The sequence below is a fragment of the Aliiroseovarius sediminis genome (genome assembly GCF_022678485.1).
GTDB classification, from domain to species: Bacteria; Pseudomonadota; Alphaproteobacteria; order Rhodobacterales; family Rhodobacteraceae; genus Aliiroseovarius; species Aliiroseovarius sediminis.
This window is the reverse complement of the sequence record NZ_JALBYP010000026.1, coordinates 39107-55627: the sequence shown is the minus strand read 5'-3', so window position 1 is coordinate 55627 and position 16521 is coordinate 39107. Positions and strand designations below refer to the sequence as shown.

Here is a 16521-nt window from a genome sequence, read left to right as displayed (position 1 = left end):
ATCAACGCTCCACCCGAAGAATGCGATCAAGCATGATGGCGACGACCACGATGATGATACCGCTTTCAAAGCCAAGCGCAGTGTTCACCTGGTTCAGCGCCCGCACCACGGGTACGCCCAAGCCGTCAGCCCCGACAAGGGCCGCGATCACCACCATGGACAGCGACAGCATGATGGTTTGGTTCAGGCCCGCCATGATTTGCGGAAGCGCATAGGGCAGTTCGACTTTCCATAACGTCTGGCGCGGCGTTGCTCCGAAAGCCTGAGCCGCTTCAAGCAGCGCAGAAGGGGTCGAGCTGACGCCCAGGTGGGTCAGGCGGATCGGCGCGGGCAGCACGAAGATCACCGTTGCGATCAGGCCGGGCACCATGCCGATGCCGAAAAACACGATGGCGGGGATCAGGTACACAAAGGTCGGCAGGGTTTGCATCAGGTCCAAAACCGGGCGCATGACGCGAAACAGGCGTGGCCGGTGCGCTGCGGCGATGCCGATTGGGGTACCAATGGCCATGCATACGACGCAAGCTGACAGGACCAGCGTCAGGCTTTCTGTCGTTTCCTCCCAATACCCCTGGTTCAGGATGAACAGAAAGCCAAAGAACACCAACGCGCAGGTTTTCCAGTTGCGCTGCAAAATCCATGTGATGGCGACGAACACCAATGTGACCAAGATGGGGTGCGGGGTCTGAAGCACCCAGAGGATGCCTTCGATCAAAAGGTCCATCAACCAACTGAGCCAATCAAAGAACGGCTCGCCCGCGTCCTGAAGCCAGTCGAAAAGCCGTTTGGCGGTTTTGCCCACCGGAATCTTCGTGTCCGTCAGCCACTCCATCTGTGTCCATCTCTGTCTGTTGGTCGGTCAAAGAAATGCGCCGGGGACAGCCCCGGCGCATTATTGGGTGGGGTCAGATCAAAGCCCCAGTTCGCCCTTCACGGCCGCTGTGCTGTCAGCCCCGTCGACGGTGGTGACGCCGTCAAGCCATGCGGTGAACGCATCGGGGTTGGCTTTCAGCCACGCGCGGGCAGCATCGGTGGGGGTTTCGCCATCATCAAGAATGGCGCCCATGATTTCGTTCTCCATCGCCAAGGTGAATTCAAGGTTCTGCAGGAACTTACCCACGTTGGGGCATTCCTGGACATAGCCTTTCCGAGTGTTGGTCAACACTTGCGCGCCGCCCAGATTGGGGCCGAAATAATCATCCCCACCGGTCAGATATCCCATGTCGAAATTGGCGTTCATCGGGTGTGGTTCCCAACCAAGAAACACAACCGGATCGTCCTTCTTATCAGCGCGCGCCACTTGCGCCAGCATCCCCTGTTCCGAGCTTTCGACAACCTTGAACCCCTTAAGGCCAAAGGCGTTTTCGTCGATCATCGACTGGATCAGGCGGTTGCCGTCATTGCCCGGCTCGATACCATAAATCTGGCCGTCCAGAGCATCTTTTTGGGCTGCAATATCGGCGAAATCCTTGATGCCCATATCCATCGCCGCCTTGTTCACGGCCAGCGTGTATTTCGCGCCGTCAAGGTTTATGCGGACGGTGTCGACGGTGCCAGCTTCGCGATACGGGGCGATATCGGCTTCCATCGTGGGCATCCAATTGCCAAGGAATACATCAATGTCGCCATTGGCCATTGAGGTATATGTAACCGGCACCGACAGCACTTTGATATCGGTTTCGTACCCCATCGCATCCAGAACAACGGTTGTCGCGGCGGTTGTCGCGGTAATGTCGGTCCAGCCAACATCCGAGAATACGATTTCTTTGCAATGCTCGTCGGCGAACGCGGCTGTCGCGGCGGTCGTCAGTGCTATGGCGGATAGGGTGGTCTTGAGGTTCATGTTTTGCTCCCTGTTATATTGGTGCGGTTTCGTTGCGCAAAGGCGTGGACCCTTACACCGCTCGTGGTGACATTAGCGCAGCAGGCGCACAGGTGAAACCGGCATAATTTTCGACTAGGGTGCTTTTTGTTGATTGACGAGTCAATCAAAAACCCGCAAATCCATAGTACGTTTTTGATCAGGAGGTATTATGCCCAAGATAGGAATGGAGCCGATCCGGCGCGGCGCCCTGGTGCAGGCCACGATCCACGAGATCGGGCGCGCGGGCAGTCTGGATGTGACCGTCACGCAGATCGCAAAACGCGCGGGCATGTCCAGTGCGCTGGCACATCACTATTTTGGCGGCAAGGATCAGATATTTCTTGCGGCGATGCGGCATATCCTGTCGCTTTACGGCGCGCAGGTGCGGGCCGCTCTTCTGGGGGCAGTCGCGCCGCGCGACCGGGTCGAGGCGATCATCCGCGCCAATTTCGAAGCGGGCAACTTCCGCCCCGAAATTGTGTCGGCATGGCTGAATTTCTATGTCATGTCGCAAAGCAACGATGGCGCGCGGCGTCTGTTGCGCGTCTATCAGCGCCGACTTCATTCCAACCTTGTCTACGACCTACGCCCCCTTGTGGGGGATGCGGCGCACGAGGTGGCCGATACGCTGGCGGCGATGATCGACGGTCTCTATATCCGCCGCGCCCTGCGTGACGCTCCGCCCAACGCTGGCCGCGCCTGCGATCGTGTGCTGGCTTGTCTTGACGCGCTGCTGGAGGCACACCAATGACCAAACCCAACATCCTTATCATCATGGTTGACCAGTTGAACGGCACCCTGTTTCCAGACGGGCCTGCCGATTGGCTACACGCGCCCAACCTGAAAAAATTGGCCGCGCGATCCGTGCGGTTTGCCAACGCCTACACCGCCAGCCCCCTTTGTGCGCCCGGTCGCGCCAGTTTCATGTCGGGCCAGTTGCCAAGCCGCACGCGCGTTTATGACAACGCGGCAGAATTTGCGTCCGATATCCCGACCTATGCCCACCACCTGCGCCGCGCGGGCTATCAAACCGCGTTATCGGGCAAGATGCACTTTGTCGGTCCCGACCAGATGCACGGGTTCGAGGAGCGGTTGACCACTGACATTTATCCCGCCGATTTCGGCTGGACGCCGGACTATCGCAAGCCGGGCGAACGGATCGATTGGTGGTATCACAATATGGGCTCCGTCACTGGGTCCGGCGTGGCCGAGATTTCGAACCAGATGGAGTATGATGACGAAGTTGCTTACCACGCTTGTGCCAAGCTTTACGATCTGGCGCGGGGGCATGACGACCGCCCGTGGTGCCTGACCGTCAGCTTCACGCATCCGCACGACCCCTATGTGGCGCGCCGCAAGTATTGGGATCTCTACGAGGATTGCGAACACCTTCTGCCGGACGTGCCCGCGATGGATTACGACGACCACGACCCGCACGCGCAGCGGATTTTCGATGCCAATGACTGGCGTAGTTTCGACATCACGGACGAGGACATCCGCCGTTCGCGCCGGGCCTATTTCGCCAACATCTCGTATCTGGATGACAAGGTGGGCGAGATGCTGGACGTGATGGAACGCACCCGGCAAGAGGCGATCATCGTCTTTGTCTCGGACCACGGCGATATGCTGGGTGAACGTGGGCTGTGGTTCAAAATGAACTTCTATGAGGGGTCCGCGCGGGTTCCCCTTATGATTGCCGCGCCGGGGCTTGAGCCGGGGGTGGTTGATGCGCCGGTTTCGACCTTAGATGTGACCCCCACCTTGGCTGATCTGGCGGGGGTGTCATTGGACGAGGTGACGCCGTGGGTCGATGGGGAAAGCCTGTTGCCGGTTGCGACCGGTGGGGGGCGTGAAAGCCCGGTTGCCATGGAATACGCGGCCGAGGCATCCTATGCCCCACTTGTCTTTTTACGACATGGGCCGTGGAAATATACCCGCTGTGTGCTTGATCCCGAGCAGTTATTCAACATTAACGTCGACCCACACGAGTTGACGAACCTCGCAGACGATCCTGTGTATCAAGAGACCCTGGATGGCCTGCGCGCGCACGCTGACGCGCGCTGGGATCTGGCTGACTTCGACGCAGATGTGCGGGCAAGCCAAGCGCGACGCTGGGTGGTGTATGAAGCCTTGCGCAACGGTGCGTATTTCCCGTGGGACTATCAACCGCTGCAAAAAGCATCGGAACGCTACATGCGCAACCACATGAATCTGGACACTTTGGAGAATGGTCAACGGTTTCCCCGCGGGGAATGACCGGCGGCAAACGACGGAATGAACATGCAAGCAGAATATATTATCGTGGGCGCAGGTAGTGCCGGCTGTGCAATCGCTTATCGGCTGGCCGAGGCTGGCAAACGTGTGCTGGTGATCGAACATGGCGGAACGGATGCGGGACCGTTCATCCAGATGCCCGCGGCGCTCAGTTATCCCATGAACATGCCGCAGTATGACTGGGGCTTCAAAACCGAACCCGAACCGCATCTGGGCGGGCGCAGACTGGTCACGCCGCGCGGCAAGGTGATCGGTGGGTCCAGTTCCATCAACGGCATGGTGTACGTGCGCGGCCATGCGCGCGATTTCGACCACTGGGCCGAGATGGGCGCGGATGGCTGGGCCTTTGCCGACGTGCTGCCTTACTTCAAACGGATGGAGCATTGGCATGATGGCGGACACGGCGGCGACAGGGACTGGCGCGGCACCGATGGCCCCCTGCATGTCACGCGCGGGCCGCGCGCCAACCCGCTGTTCCATGCTTTCGTCGAGGCCGGAAAAGAGGCCGGATATCCCACGACGGATGACTATAATGGCCAGCAGCAGGAAGGTTTCGGCCCGATGGAACAGACCGTCTGGCGCGGGCGACGCTGGTCTGCGGCGAACGCATATCTGCGTCCGGCGCTGAAGCGTGATAATTGCGACCTGGTCCGCGCCCTTGCGCGCAAAATTGTGATTGAAGACGGTCGCGCCGTGGGGGTTGAGGTTGAGCGAGGCGGCAAGATTGAAGTGATCCGTGCCGAGGCCGAGGTGATTATCGCCGCCAGCCCGATCAATTCGCCCAAGCTTCTGATGTTATCGGGTATCGGTCCCGCCGCACATCTGTCCGAGCATGGCATTGACGTGATCGCCGACCGTGCGGGGGTTGGGCAAAATCTGCAGGACCATCTTGAGGTCTATATCCAATATGCCTCTAAAAAACCGATCACGCTTTATCGCTATTGGAACATGGTCTGGAAGGGCATTCTGGGGGCGCAGTGGTTGTTTACCAAGACGGGGTTGGGTGCATCCAACCAGTTTGAAAGTGCCGCCTTTATCCGGTCGCGCGCCGGGGTGGAATACCCGGACATCCAATATCATTTTCTGCCGATGGCAGTGCGCTATGATGGGCAAGCCGCGGCTGAGGGGCACGGATTTCAGGCCCATACTGGCCCGATGCGCTCGCCCTCGCGCGGGGAAGTCACGTTGAAAAGCGCCGACCCGAGCGAGGCGCCGCGCATCTTTTTCAACTACATGTCCACCGATCAGGATTGGCAGGATTTCCGCACCTGCATTCGCCTGACCCGCGAGATTTTCGCGCAGGATGCGTTCAAAGAGTACGTGAAGCATGAAATCCAACCGGGCGAGGCGCTGCAAACTGATGACGAGATTGACAGCTTCATTCGGGACGAGGCCGAAAGCGCCTATCACCCCTGCGGCACCTGCCGGATTGGTCGGGCCGATGATCCGAACGCTGTGGTTGATCCTGACCTGCGGGTCATCGGCGTCGATGGCTTGCGGGTCGCCGACAGCTCGGTCTTTCCGCGGATCACCAATGGGAACCTGAACGGCCCGTCGATCATGGTGGGCGAGAAAGCATCAGACCATATTTTGGGCAAGAGGCTTGCATCGGCCAATGACGCGCCTTGGATTCACCCAAATTGGCACGAGAAACAGCGTTAGACGCCCTCGGGTTTGATCCCGGTCAAGGCGTCGACAGGCGAACCCTAGCATTCTGAACTTAACCCATGAGGATAGGAGAGATTGCAAATGGCTCACACCCCGCACGAGTTGAACGAAGAATTCCCCGAAATGGTGGAAAAAATGGCCGCGTTGAAACAATCGGACGCGCATTTCGCCAAACTGGCCGATGAATATCACGAGGTGAACCATGCCGTTCACCGCGCCGAAACCAATCTGGAGCCGACAGACCAGTTCAACGAAGAGGATATGCGCAAGAAACGTGCAACCCTGAAGGATGAAATCTATCGAATGCTGACTTCAGCGTAAGCCGCGAGATGGTCGATCAATACGCCCCAGAGGAAGCTCTGGGGCGCTGTCGCAGCCTAATAAAGGGCTTCGATCCAATCAAGCATCTTGGCCAATGCGTCTTTGCGCCAGATGGATGTGTGACCGGCTTCTGGATCAGTGACGAACACTTTGTTGGGGCTGGGTGACAGCTTGTATAGCGTCCTACCCATTGAGACGGGAACAGTGTCGTCTTTTCCACCATGCAAGATGAACAACGGTGCTTTGGTCTGCTTGATGGTAGTTTTTGAAGGCCAAAGATCAGATCGCGATTGAAACAAGGGTAGCATCGCGGGTTTTTTGTGCGCAACCAGATCGACCATCGACGTATAAGGTGCCTGCAATACAATCCCAAGTGGTGGCCGTTTCCGAGCGACCGAGTGCGTGGCGATTTCAAGTGCGACGCCGGTGCCAAGGCTCTCTCCCCACAGGATCGTGGGGCTGTCACCGACATATTTCGGAAGCCGCTGATACAGCTTGTTCGCCAGCGTCTGAATGCGCTGGTGGCTTGGTTTACCCTCGCTTCCGCCCATGCCGGGATAGCTCATCGCAACAACGCCGTAGCCGCGATCAAGGAACCAGGGCAGTTTGTAACGCCTCAATGCAAGGTTGCCGCCAGATCCCGGCAGATAAAGGATCGTTGGCTTGCCTGGTTTAGGCTGGCCAACCCACAGGATAAGACCCTCAAACCTGTGTTGTTTCAGCCGTTCGTCTACGTTTTTGGGATGGGTCCATTTTGGATTGAACTGATAAAAGACCCGGCGTTCCAACAATGTCTGCGCCGACTGCGCAGTTGCCGGACTGCCGGGCAGTGACGCGATTACGAAGACTGCCAAAACAACCGAATAGAAAAACCGTTTCATCTTTTAATCTCGTAGGGAAGCATGCCACGCGAATATGGATCGACTTGCAACTTACGTTCAAGGGGGGGGACTGAGCGTTGGTGGCAATGTTGTCTTTCGCAGATCCGGCAAGACACGCCGATGGGTTCGAACGCAGCGTCGTTCGACACATCAAGAACGTCGGCATAGACCAAGGCGCGGGCGTGTTTGACTTCGCATCCCAACCCGATGGCATAGCGCCGCACCGGTGCATCAAAACTGCCACCGGATTTCGAGACATTGCGCGACAGGCAGAAATACCTCACCCCGTCGGGTGTCTGAGCAAGTTGGCGTAGAAAACGCCCCGGAGTTTCAAAGGCTTGGTGGACATTCCACAAAGGGCACGCGCCACCGAATCGTGCAAACTGCAGCCGCGTGGCCGAATGGCGTTTCGTGATCGTTCCCGCCTGATCCACCCGAACGAAAAAGAAAGGAATGCCCTTGGCGCCGGGGCGTTGCAGCGTGGAAAGACGGTGGGCGATCTGCTCGATCGAGGCGCCGAACAGAACAGCCAACCGTTCAAGGTCGTGGCGGGTGTCGCGGGCTGCGGCAAGAAACTGCTCATAAGGCAGAAGGGCGGCGCCCGCAAAGTAGTTAGCGAGCCCCAATTTCGCGATGGCGCGGGCTTCGTCTGTCTGGAAACGGGCGAAATCCAGTGTTGCCTCAAGCAAAGCATCCTGTGTCAGTAACGCGACCTGCATGAGCAGTTGAAATTGTTGCGTGGCGCGGGGCGGGCGGGTCGATAGGGTCAGGACGCGGTGATTAGGGTCATAAGTCCGCAGAGCGTCTTGATTGGCCCGCTCGACGGTGATGCCGCGGTCGCCCAAGACTGCCTCGGCCATGCTGCCGGGATCAAGCCCACGCGACTTGCCAGTTTTCGCGAAATGCTCGGCAGCACGATCGACCGCGTCGATGTAATTATCGCAATAGTGAAAGAAGTCGCGCACTTCGTCCCATGGGCTTGCTTTTGATCCCGGCTCGTCAGTACCAAGGTTTTCGTCCAGTGATGCCAGCCGCTCGTGCCCCATGCGATAGGCGCGGTGCAGTTCCAAAAGCGCGTGCGCCAGCGCAGGCGCGTTCGAAGCCGCAAGGCGCATGTCTGCCAATGGGGGCACGTCCGAGAATACCGGGTCGGCGAACGCCTCGCGCATGTCGCTGACCAAACGTTCGGAGTCGCCGGTCGACAGCTCGGCCACATCAAAGCCAAACTCTTGCGCCAGTGCCAGCACAACGCCGGTCGATACGGGGCGGTTATTGTTCTCCATCTGGTTCAGATAGGGCAGGCTGACGCCCAGTTTTTCGGCAAACGCCTTCTGCGTCAGCCCAAGGCGTGACCGGATTTCACGAAGTTTTACGCCGGCATAAAGCTTTTGCGTTGCCATTGACGGGAAAATCCTGTGTTTGATTTGCAAAGTTTGCTGTCGCTGTATTGTACCATTTGCAAATGTGTGCCGTCAAAGGTTCAGCCGCTTTTCTCGCTTTATCACAAGCAAGATCGCAACCACTGCCAGAGCCGATGAGGTTAACATAAGAATCAGAAGCGGCAGTGCGGTGGACCCCGGCGCAAGCAGCCATCCCGCAAGTGCCGATAACGCGGCGCCGCCACCGATATTCATCGCGCCACCAAGACCCGAGGCGCTTCCGGCAAGCTCTGGCCGCACGCTCATCATGCCGGCATTAGCGTTGGGCAAGGTCATCCCGTTGCCAACGCCAACCCAGGTCATGAAGCCGAAGAAGATATACTCGGATCCCAGCCCAAGCAGGAAAAGTGCAAGTGAGATGCTCAGCCCTGTGGCTGTGATCAGCGCGCCCCAGTAGACCATTTTCGTCATCCCAAGCCGCATCGAATATCGGCCTGACAGATAGTTCCCGACCAGATACCCTGCCGCGGGTGCGCCGAAGAACAAGCCCAAGCGGGCCGGGCTCATCCCGTAAATGACGCTGCCCACGAAGGGCGCGCCACCCAGATAGGCAAAGAAGGCGCCAGAGGTCAGCGCGGCAGATGCGCAATAGCCCCAGAAACGCGGCGATCTGAGCAGCGATGGATAGGCGCGGAACTGCGCAGCGAAGCCGCCCGGCTGCGGGGTGATCGTCTCGCCCAGATCGCGCCAGGTCAGCGCCATCGCAGCCACGCCCGCGACGGCTTGCAGCCAGAAGTTCGCTTTCCACCCGAACGCTTCATCCAGAACGCCACCGATCGTTGGGGCCATCATTGGGACAATCGACATGCCCATCGTGACATAACCTATCAGTGATGCCGCTTGATCTCCGGGCACCATGTCGCGGATCGCGGCGCGTGATAGCACGACGCCGACTACGACCGCCGCCTGCACCATCCGAAATCCTAGAAATATCTGAATATTCGGTGCATAAAGGCAACCCAACGTTGCCAAAATGTAAATGCCGAAGCCCCACAGAATAACCGGCCGCCGCCCAAACCGGTCGGATAGCGGTCCGACCGCAACCTGCATCAGCGCGTTCATGCACAGATAAAGCGCAACCGACAGCTGGACTATACGATATTCGGCGTCGAAATAGACCGCCATGCCAGGCAGCGAGGGTAAGAAAACATTCATCGACACCGTCGCGGCCGCCGCAACGAATGTCAGGGTGAAGACATGCGGCGGTGTGGTGGGGTCAAGAAACCTGGAGGGGGGCGCGGACGACATAAGCTATGGCTAGGCAAACGGGCGCGGACTGTCCATGCTGTGCTGTTGAGTATTTGCAAATATTCAATTTGCAGTCAGCCTTCTGTAGTGGGTTTGCAAATTCGCCTGATTTCTCTTTCAGGACGTCCCGGAAACCGCTAGTTTGCGGCGAAATCAAGGAGTGCGCCAGATGAGAGATATTCTTCAGGAACTTGAGGACCGCCGCGAGATCGCCCGCTTGGGTGGCGGACAGCGCCGGATCGACAGCCAGCACCAGAAAGGCAAGCTGACCGCGCGCGAGCGGGTTGAACTGCTGTTGGACGAAGACTCGTTCGAAGAATTTGACATGTTCAAAGCCCATCGCTGCACCGAATTCGGGATGGAGGCCGAACGCCCCGCAGGCGACGGCGTGATCACCGGATGGGGCACGATCAACGGGCGCCTGGTCTATGTTTTCAGTCAGGATTTTACCGTTTTTGGCGGCTCGCTGTCTGAAACCCACGCCGAAAAGATCTGCAAAATCATGGATATGGCCATGCAGAACGGCGCACCCGTCATTGGCATCAACGATTCCGGCGGTGCGCGCATTCAGGAAGGTGTCGCGTCGCTGGCCGGTTATGCCGAGGTGTTTCAGCGCAATATCATGGCGTCGGGTGTGGTGCCGCAAATCTCGGTCATCATGGGGCCATGTGCTGGCGGGGCGGTTTATTCACCTGCGATGACGGATTTCATCTTCATGGTGAAAGATACCTCGTACATGTTCGTGACGGGCCCCGATGTGGTCAAGACCGTCACGAACGAGGTCGTGACTGCCGAAGAGCTTGGCGGCGCTTCAACCCATACCAAGAAATCGTCGGTCGCCGACGGGGCTTTTGAAAACGATGTCGAGGCGTTGGCAGAAATCCGGCGACTGGTCGACTTCCTGCCGTTGAATAATCGCGACAAAGCGCCCACGCGGCCCTTCTTTGACAACCCGGCTCGGATTGACGAAAGCCTTGATACTTTGGTGCCTGCGAATGCGAACGCGCCTTATGACATGAAAGAACTGATCGCCAAGCTGGCGGATGAAGGCGACTTTTATGAGATACAAGAGGATTTCGCCCGCAATATTATTACTGGCTTTGTCCGGCTGGAAGGGCAGACCGTAGGCGTTGTCGCCAACCAGCCGATGGTGTTGGCGGGATGTCTGGATATCGACAGTTCGCGCAAGGCGGCGCGATTTGTCCGATTCTGTGACGCGTTCGAAATCCCGATCCTGACCCTGGTCGATGTGCCGGGCTTTCTGCCGGGCACCAGCCAGGAATTTGGTGGCGTGATCAAGCATGGCGCTAAATTGCTGTTCGCCTATGGCGAGGCGACAGTGCCGAAGGTCACGTTGATTACCCGCAAGGCCTATGGCGGGGCTTATGACGTGATGGCATCAAAACACCTTCGGGGGGATTTCAACTATGCTTGGCCAACCGCCGAGATTGCGGTGATGGGCGCAAAAGGCGCCACGGAAATCCTGTATCGGTCGGAACTTGGCGACCCAGAGAAGATCGCTCAACGCACGCAGGATTACGAGGATCGGTTCGCCAACCCCTTCGTTGCTGCCGAGCGTGGTTTTATTGACGAGGTGATACAGCCGCGGTCTTCGCGGATGCGGATCTGTCGTGCTTTTGCATCTCTGCGCAACAAGAAGCTGCAGAATCCGTGGAAAAAGCACGACAATATTCCGCTGTAGTGATGGGTTGCACGGGGGGATATCAGGGCTTTGGGGGTCTGACGGGGGCGGCTGGTCTTGCCGCCACGTTGGCTTTTAACGCCCCAAGCGCGGCCTGCGCCGCCAACACCCTCGTTGAAGAGGGCGCTTCGATCACCGTCCCATCCGGGCAAGAAATCACCGTTCTGGATATGATTGAAGATGATGAGGGCACGTTTGGCCCAACGGTTCGCTTTCGCTTTCTCGCCCCGCGCATTGCGCGTGATAAGGGCGACGTTGCGTTCATGCAGGCCGAAGACGACATGGCGGCGCTGTGTCAGGACTATGCCCTGCCGCTTTTGACGACAATGGGTGCGGACCTGCCCACGCAGATCATCATTGTCCTGTCCGACCGTGTGGTGGAATTTGGGGTCGCCGACCCCGAGGCCACGCAGTTTTTCGAAGCCTACCGTCCCGAGGACGGCCATTGCATCTGGGAGGGGTTCTGATGGCCTTGCCATATATGACCAAACACAAGGGCTTTCCCGGACGTCTGCCCAGCACGGATTATCAGTTTACCATCCGGCGCCCCAGCAAAATTGGCGCAACTCCCCTTGTTGCGCGCGAACGCTATGCTGATCGCAGGCCAGCGGACCGGCGTGCGGATGCTGGTTTCATGGAGGCGCTGTGGGACTATTTCGGCGATCAGCCTTTTGAACGCGGAAATTTGGATGCCGGGCGCCTGTCATGGCTGTTCGGGCGCGAGGTCATCGCCGCCGAAGATCCGTTCGACCCCGAAAGCTACGAGGCTATGCTGGTGATCGACGTGACGCGCGCGTCAGTCTCTTTTCCTGATGTTTTCGAGCGGTGATCGGCATGAAATCGCCCCTCCTTACGTCGAACCGGCAAATTCCAGCCCAAAAGGCGGGTGCCACGGAATCACGTTCTTGCAGAGCGGGTGAAGCATGCCAATGTCATTCTCAAGCGGAAGACATATCCCCGTTTTTCGCTATGGTTTGTCAAAACCATTACCCTTCCCCTTCTTTAGCCCGGTTCTTTGCGTTAGCAACGGAACCGGGCCTCTTTTTTGGTCGCGGCTTTGCGCTGCGGACGGCTGCTTTGCCGTATGACGCAAGATTTCGCTTTCGAAATCAAGCAAAGCGCGGCACAATGTTCTGCAATAAGAACACAACCAGAGGCAGTCAAAAATGCAGATCAGCAAAATCTTCGTGGGGGCTTTGGCCCTTGTCATGCTGGCGGGATGCCAGTGGAACGACATTCAGCGCGCCGGCGTCGGCGCAGCAACTGGTGCGGTGGTTGCGAAAGCGGCCAGCGGCAACCTTCTTACAGGTGCGGTCATCGGTGCCGGCGCGGGTGCGCTGTGCGACGATGTCGGTATGCGCATCTGTAACTGATCAAATCACCGCCTCGGGCGGCTCCGAGTTTTTCAATCAGCCCGCCGGACGTAAATCCGGTGGGCTTTTCTATGCCAATTCGTCCGGCGGCCATGCCCGCCGCGCACAGATATGAACGGAAGGGACAGGACATGTTCAAGAAGATCCTGATTGCAAACCGCGGTGAAATCGCCTGCCGCGTGATCAAGACCGCCCGCAAAATGGGCATCCAGACGGTTGCCATCTATTCGGATGCGGACAAGCACGCGCTTCATGTGCGCATGGCGGACGAGGCGGTGCATATCGGCCCATCACCCGCGAACCAGTCCTATATCGTAATCGACAAGGTCATGCAGGCGGTCAAGGAGACGGGCGCCGAAGCAGTGCATCCAGGCTATGGCTTCCTGTCCGAGAACTCGAAATTCGCCGAGGCGCTGGAAAAGGCCGGTGTTGCCTTCATCGGCCCGCCCAAAGGTGCGATCGAGGCGATGGGCGACAAGATCACCTCCAAGAAGATCGCTCAGGAAGCCGACGTGTCGACCGTGCCCGGCTACATGGGTCTGATTGAAGATGCGGACGAGGCCGTGAAAATCTCGAACGAGGTTGGCTATCCGGTGATGATCAAGGCCTCGGCTGGCGGCGGCGGCAAGGGGATGCGGATCGCCTGGAATGACGACGAAGCGCGCGAAGGGTTTCAATCATCGAAGAACGAAGCTGCAAGCTCGTTCGGTGATGACCGCATCTTCATCGAGAAATTCGTGACCCAGCCGCGTCATATCGAAATTCAGGTTCTGTGCGATACTCATGGCAACGGCATCTATCTGGGCGAGCGTGAATGCTCGATCCAGCGACGCAATCAGAAGGTTGTGGAAGAAGCGCCAAGCCCGTTTCTTGACGAGGCGACCCGAAAGGCGATGGGCGAACAGGCAGTCGCCTTGGCGCAGGCGGTGGACTATGCCAGCGCTGGCACGGTCGAGTTTATCGTGGACGGGGACAAGAACTTCTATTTCCTAGAGATGAACACCCGCCTGCAGGTGGAACATCCGGTGACCGAGTTGATCACCGGCGTCGATCTGGTCGAACAGATGATCCGCGTGGCGGCAGGCGAGAAACTGTCGATCAGTCAAAACGACGTGGCGCTGACCGGTTGGGCCATTGAGAACCGGCTGTATGCCGAAGACCCTTATCGCGGCTTTCTGCCGTCGATTGGGCGCCTGACGCAGTATCGACCGCCTGCGGAAACGGCAGCGGGGCCATTGCAGGAAAACGACAAGTGGCAGGGCGATGCGCCCCACGGCTATATCGCCGTGCGCAATGACACGGGGGTTTACGAGGGCGGCGAAATCTCGATGTATTACGACCCGATGATCGCCAAGCTGTGCACTTGGGCGCCCAGCCGTGACGAGGCAATCGAAGCCATGCGCGTGGCGCTGGACAGTTTCGAGGTCGAAGGCATCGGCCACAACCTGCCGTTCCTGTCGGCGGTGATGGATCATCCGATCTTCATCAAGGGCGAGATGACGACAGCCTTTATCGAAGAGCAGTATCCCGATGGGTTCGAAGGGGTCGAGCTTTCGCCGGATATTCTGAAGCGCATCGCCGCGTCGGCGGCTGCAATGTTCCGGGTGGAAGAAATTCGCCGCACGCGCGTCACCGGCCGGATGGATAATCACGAACGCAAGGTGGGCAAGAAGTGGGTTGTCGTGCTGCAAGAGACCGAGTTTGCCGTGAAAATAAAGGCGGACAAGAAAGGATCGACTGTCAAATTCGAAGATGGATCGAAGCTGCGCGTGAAATCCGACTGGACGCCGGGCGACAGCTTGGCGCGCCTGACTGTCGATGGCGATCCGCTGGTCTTGAAGGTTGACGATATCACCAATGGGTTCCGTATGCGATCACGCGGCGCGGATATGAGCGTTCATGTCTACACGCCGCGTCAAGCCGAGCTTGCCCGGCTGATGCCGGAAAAAATCGCGCCTGATACCTCGAAAATGCTGTTGTGCCCAATGCCGGGCCTAATGGTGAAAGTGGATGTCGAAGCGGGCCAAGAGGTGCAGGAAGGCCAGCCTTTGTGCACCATCGAGGCAATGAAGATGGAAAACATCTTGCGCGCTGAAAAGAAGGGTGTCGTCACCAAGATCAACGCGGGACCGGGCGACAGCCTTGGCGTCGACGAAGTTATCATGGAGTTCGAATAAGGATGGCCTACGCCGCCACACTAACAGCCGAAAGACGCTTTGAGCCCGCGATTGCGGCAGGTGTTGGCGTGGCGATGTTCATCCTTGTACAGGCCATGGCTTACCAACTGGTGGGGACGTTTGAGTATCCGTTGGATGATGTCTATATCCACTTGGCTGTGGCCGAGCAGATCGCCGCCGGGGGGTATGGGGTAAACCCCGGCGAATACACCTCGGCCGCGTCGTCGCCAATATATCCGTTGTTGCTTGTCCCCTTCGCTGGAACAGCTTGGCATGTGTATCTGCCGCTGGCGTGGAACGCGGTTGCGCTGGTGCTGGTGGCGTTTCTGTGGGGCCGGATTGTGCAGGATGCAGTCACGGATCGGCTCGCGGCGCTCGCGTTGGCGGTCCTTGGTCCACTGGCCTTCAACCTTGCCGGCATTGCCCAGGTGGGGATGGAACATACCCTGCATGTGCTGGCAGGGATGGCTGTGCTGCGCGGTTTGCAAATACAGCTCGACCAAGGTCGGCTGCACTGGTTGTTGGTTGCGGGCATGGTTCTGGGGCCGATGATCCGCTTCGAAGGCTTGGCCGTGACCGGCGGCGCCGCGCTTGCGCTGGCGATGACGGGGCGTTGGAAAACAGGCACGGCGCTGTTCGGGGCGGCGGCGGCGCTGGTCGCCGGGTTCATGGTATTTCTGACCTCGATCGGGCTGGAGCCTCTGCCCAATTCGGTCATGGCAAAGCTGGCCGGTGGCGGGCAGGACAGCCGGTTCAGCTTGACGACGCTGCCGTTGAAAGTGGTGGCGCAGGTCGCCGCGTCCGACAAGGCCATCGTCATGCTTGTCGCCGTTATCATCGGTGCGGTCGCGTTGGTGCGGGTCGCGGGGCGGGCCCGCGCGCTGATCGCCGGGGCGGTGTTTGCTGGCGCCGGGCATCTTTTGCTGGGGCAGTTTGGGTGGTTCAACCGATACGAGCTTTATGCCCTCAGCTTCGTGTTGGGCATGTTGATGCTTGGCCTTTTTCGAGCCGATGACATGAAATCCGCCTGCGCGCTGTTGCTGGTCGGCTTCGCGTATCTGGCTTTTTCTTATGGAATATGGCTGGTTCAAAACGGTAAATACGGCGCGCTGGCCATCTATTCGCAACAGCGCAACATGAGCAGCTTTGCGAAAGAGGTTTATCAAAAACCCGTTGCGGTGAATGACTTGGGCTATGTTGCGTGGAACAACCCCAATTACGTGCTGGATCTTTGGGGCCTTGCCTCTTATCGCGCATTGTCGACCCGGTTGGACAACCCGCAGGATGGCTGGGCGGACGAGATCGTGCAGGACGCTGGGGTCAAGCTTGCGATGATCTATGACGAATTAATTGGCAGCGGGATCGGGGCAGATTGGATCAAGGTTGGCACGCTGCAATACCAAGGCGCCGGAGGGTTTCTGGGCGGGCGGAATGTTAGCTTCTACGCGACCACCGCCGAGGCCGCGCCCGAATTACGCAAACAGATTGCCGACTTCGCCCCGCGCGTCGTCGGTGCCGCAGAAATGTGGGTTGAGGATGCGCCGTGACAGGGCGGATACAGAAAGATGAAAAGG

At 58.5% G+C, this 16521-nt stretch carries 15 protein-coding genes; 10 read left to right on the top strand and 5 right to left on the bottom strand.

The window, feature by feature from the left end:
* Nucleotide 1: 1 nt before the first annotated feature.
* Both choW and MN186_RS06765 read right to left on the bottom strand, forming a co-directional pair.
* The gene (gene choW, locus MN186_RS06770) at nt 2–832 is read right to left on the bottom strand and encodes a choline ABC transporter permease subunit (RefSeq protein WP_242113616.1); all 831 of its coding nucleotides are present in this window, start codon (nt 830–832) and stop codon (nt 2–4) included.
* 78 nt (nt 833–910) lie between these two features.
* Nucleotides 911–1843: a choline ABC transporter substrate-binding protein gene (locus tag MN186_RS06765; RefSeq protein ID WP_242113615.1), complete on the bottom strand. Its 933-nt coding sequence runs from the start codon at nt 1841–1843 to the stop codon at nt 911–913.
* A gap of 190 nt (nt 1844–2033) precedes the next feature.
* Here MN186_RS06765 and betI point away from each other — a divergent pair, with 190 nt between their 5' ends.
* The 4 genes from betI to MN186_RS06745 all read left to right on the top strand — a co-directional run bounded on the left by betI (nt 2034) and on the right by MN186_RS06745 (nt 6127).
* The gene (gene betI, locus MN186_RS06760) at nt 2034–2615 is read left to right on the top strand and encodes a choline-binding transcriptional repressor BetI (RefSeq protein ID WP_242113614.1); all 582 of its coding nucleotides are present in this window, start codon (nt 2034–2036) and stop codon (nt 2613–2615) included.
* Complete coding sequence (betC, locus tag MN186_RS06755) at nt 2612–4120, top strand: choline-sulfatase (RefSeq protein ID WP_242113613.1); 1509 nt, start codon at nt 2612–2614, stop codon at nt 4118–4120. Before betI ends, betC begins: the two co-directional genes overlap by 4 nt.
* A 24-nt stretch (nt 4121–4144) precedes the next feature.
* Complete coding sequence (betA, locus tag MN186_RS06750) at nt 4145–5800, top strand: choline dehydrogenase (protein ID WP_242113612.1); 1656 nt, start codon at nt 4145–4147, stop codon at nt 5798–5800.
* A gap of 87 nt (nt 5801–5887) precedes the next feature.
* The gene (locus tag MN186_RS06745) at nt 5888–6127 is read left to right on the top strand and encodes an HP1242/YdcH family protein (RefSeq protein ID WP_242113611.1); all 240 of its coding nucleotides are present in this window, start codon (nt 5888–5890) and stop codon (nt 6125–6127) included.
* 56 nt (nt 6128–6183) lie between these two features.
* On the opposite strand, the gene MN186_RS06740 is transcribed toward MN186_RS06745, so the two are convergent.
* The 3 genes from MN186_RS06740 to MN186_RS06730 form a co-directional block, all read right to left on the bottom strand.
* Complete coding sequence (locus MN186_RS06740; protein ID WP_242113610.1) at nt 6184–7008, bottom strand: alpha/beta hydrolase; 825 nt, start codon at nt 7006–7008, stop codon at nt 6184–6186.
* Nucleotides 7005–8408 (bottom strand): helix-turn-helix domain-containing protein, encoded by a 1404-nt coding sequence (locus tag MN186_RS06735; RefSeq protein ID WP_242113609.1) that lies wholly within the window; start codon nt 8406–8408, stop codon nt 7005–7007. The genes MN186_RS06740 and MN186_RS06735 overlap by 4 nt, the downstream gene beginning before the upstream one ends.
* A gap of 72 nt (nt 8409–8480) precedes the next feature.
* Nucleotides 8481–9695, bottom strand: a complete 1215-nt coding sequence (locus MN186_RS06730) for a multidrug effflux MFS transporter (protein ID WP_242113608.1) — start codon at nt 9693–9695, stop codon at nt 8481–8483.
* Between the two features lie 169 nt (nt 9696–9864).
* Between MN186_RS06730 and MN186_RS06725 the strand changes: the two genes are divergently transcribed.
* The 6 genes from MN186_RS06725 to MN186_RS06700 all read left to right on the top strand — a co-directional run bounded on the left by MN186_RS06725 (nt 9865) and on the right by MN186_RS06700 (nt 16494).
* The gene (locus MN186_RS06725; RefSeq protein WP_242113607.1) at nt 9865–11397 is read left to right on the top strand and encodes an acyl-CoA carboxylase subunit beta; all 1533 of its coding nucleotides are present in this window, start codon (nt 9865–9867) and stop codon (nt 11395–11397) included.
* Nucleotides 11398–11399: 2 nt separating this feature from the next.
* On the top strand, nt 11400–11864 hold the full coding sequence (locus MN186_RS06720) for a DUF6497 family protein (RefSeq protein ID WP_242113606.1): 465 nt from the start codon (nt 11400–11402) through the stop codon (nt 11862–11864).
* A gap of 14 nt (nt 11865–11878) precedes the next feature.
* Nucleotides 11879–12226 carry a hypothetical protein gene (locus MN186_RS06715; protein ID WP_242113605.1) on the top strand — a complete coding sequence of 116 codons (348 nt, stop codon included), beginning with the start codon at nt 11879–11881 and terminating at the stop codon, nt 12224–12226.
* Between the two features lie 337 nt (nt 12227–12563).
* Nucleotides 12564–12770: a lipoprotein gene (locus tag MN186_RS06710; protein WP_242113604.1), complete on the top strand. Its 207-nt coding sequence runs from the start codon at nt 12564–12566 to the stop codon at nt 12768–12770.
* 131 nt (nt 12771–12901) lie between these two features.
* On the top strand, nt 12902–14947 hold the full coding sequence (locus MN186_RS06705) for an acetyl-CoA carboxylase biotin carboxylase subunit (protein ID WP_242113603.1): 2046 nt from the start codon (nt 12902–12904) through the stop codon (nt 14945–14947).
* 2 nt (nt 14948–14949) lie between these two features.
* Nucleotides 14950–16494, top strand: coding sequence for a hypothetical protein (locus MN186_RS06700; RefSeq protein WP_242113602.1), 1545 nt, complete (start codon nt 14950–14952; stop codon nt 16492–16494).
* Nucleotides 16495–16521 lie beyond the last annotated feature (27 nt).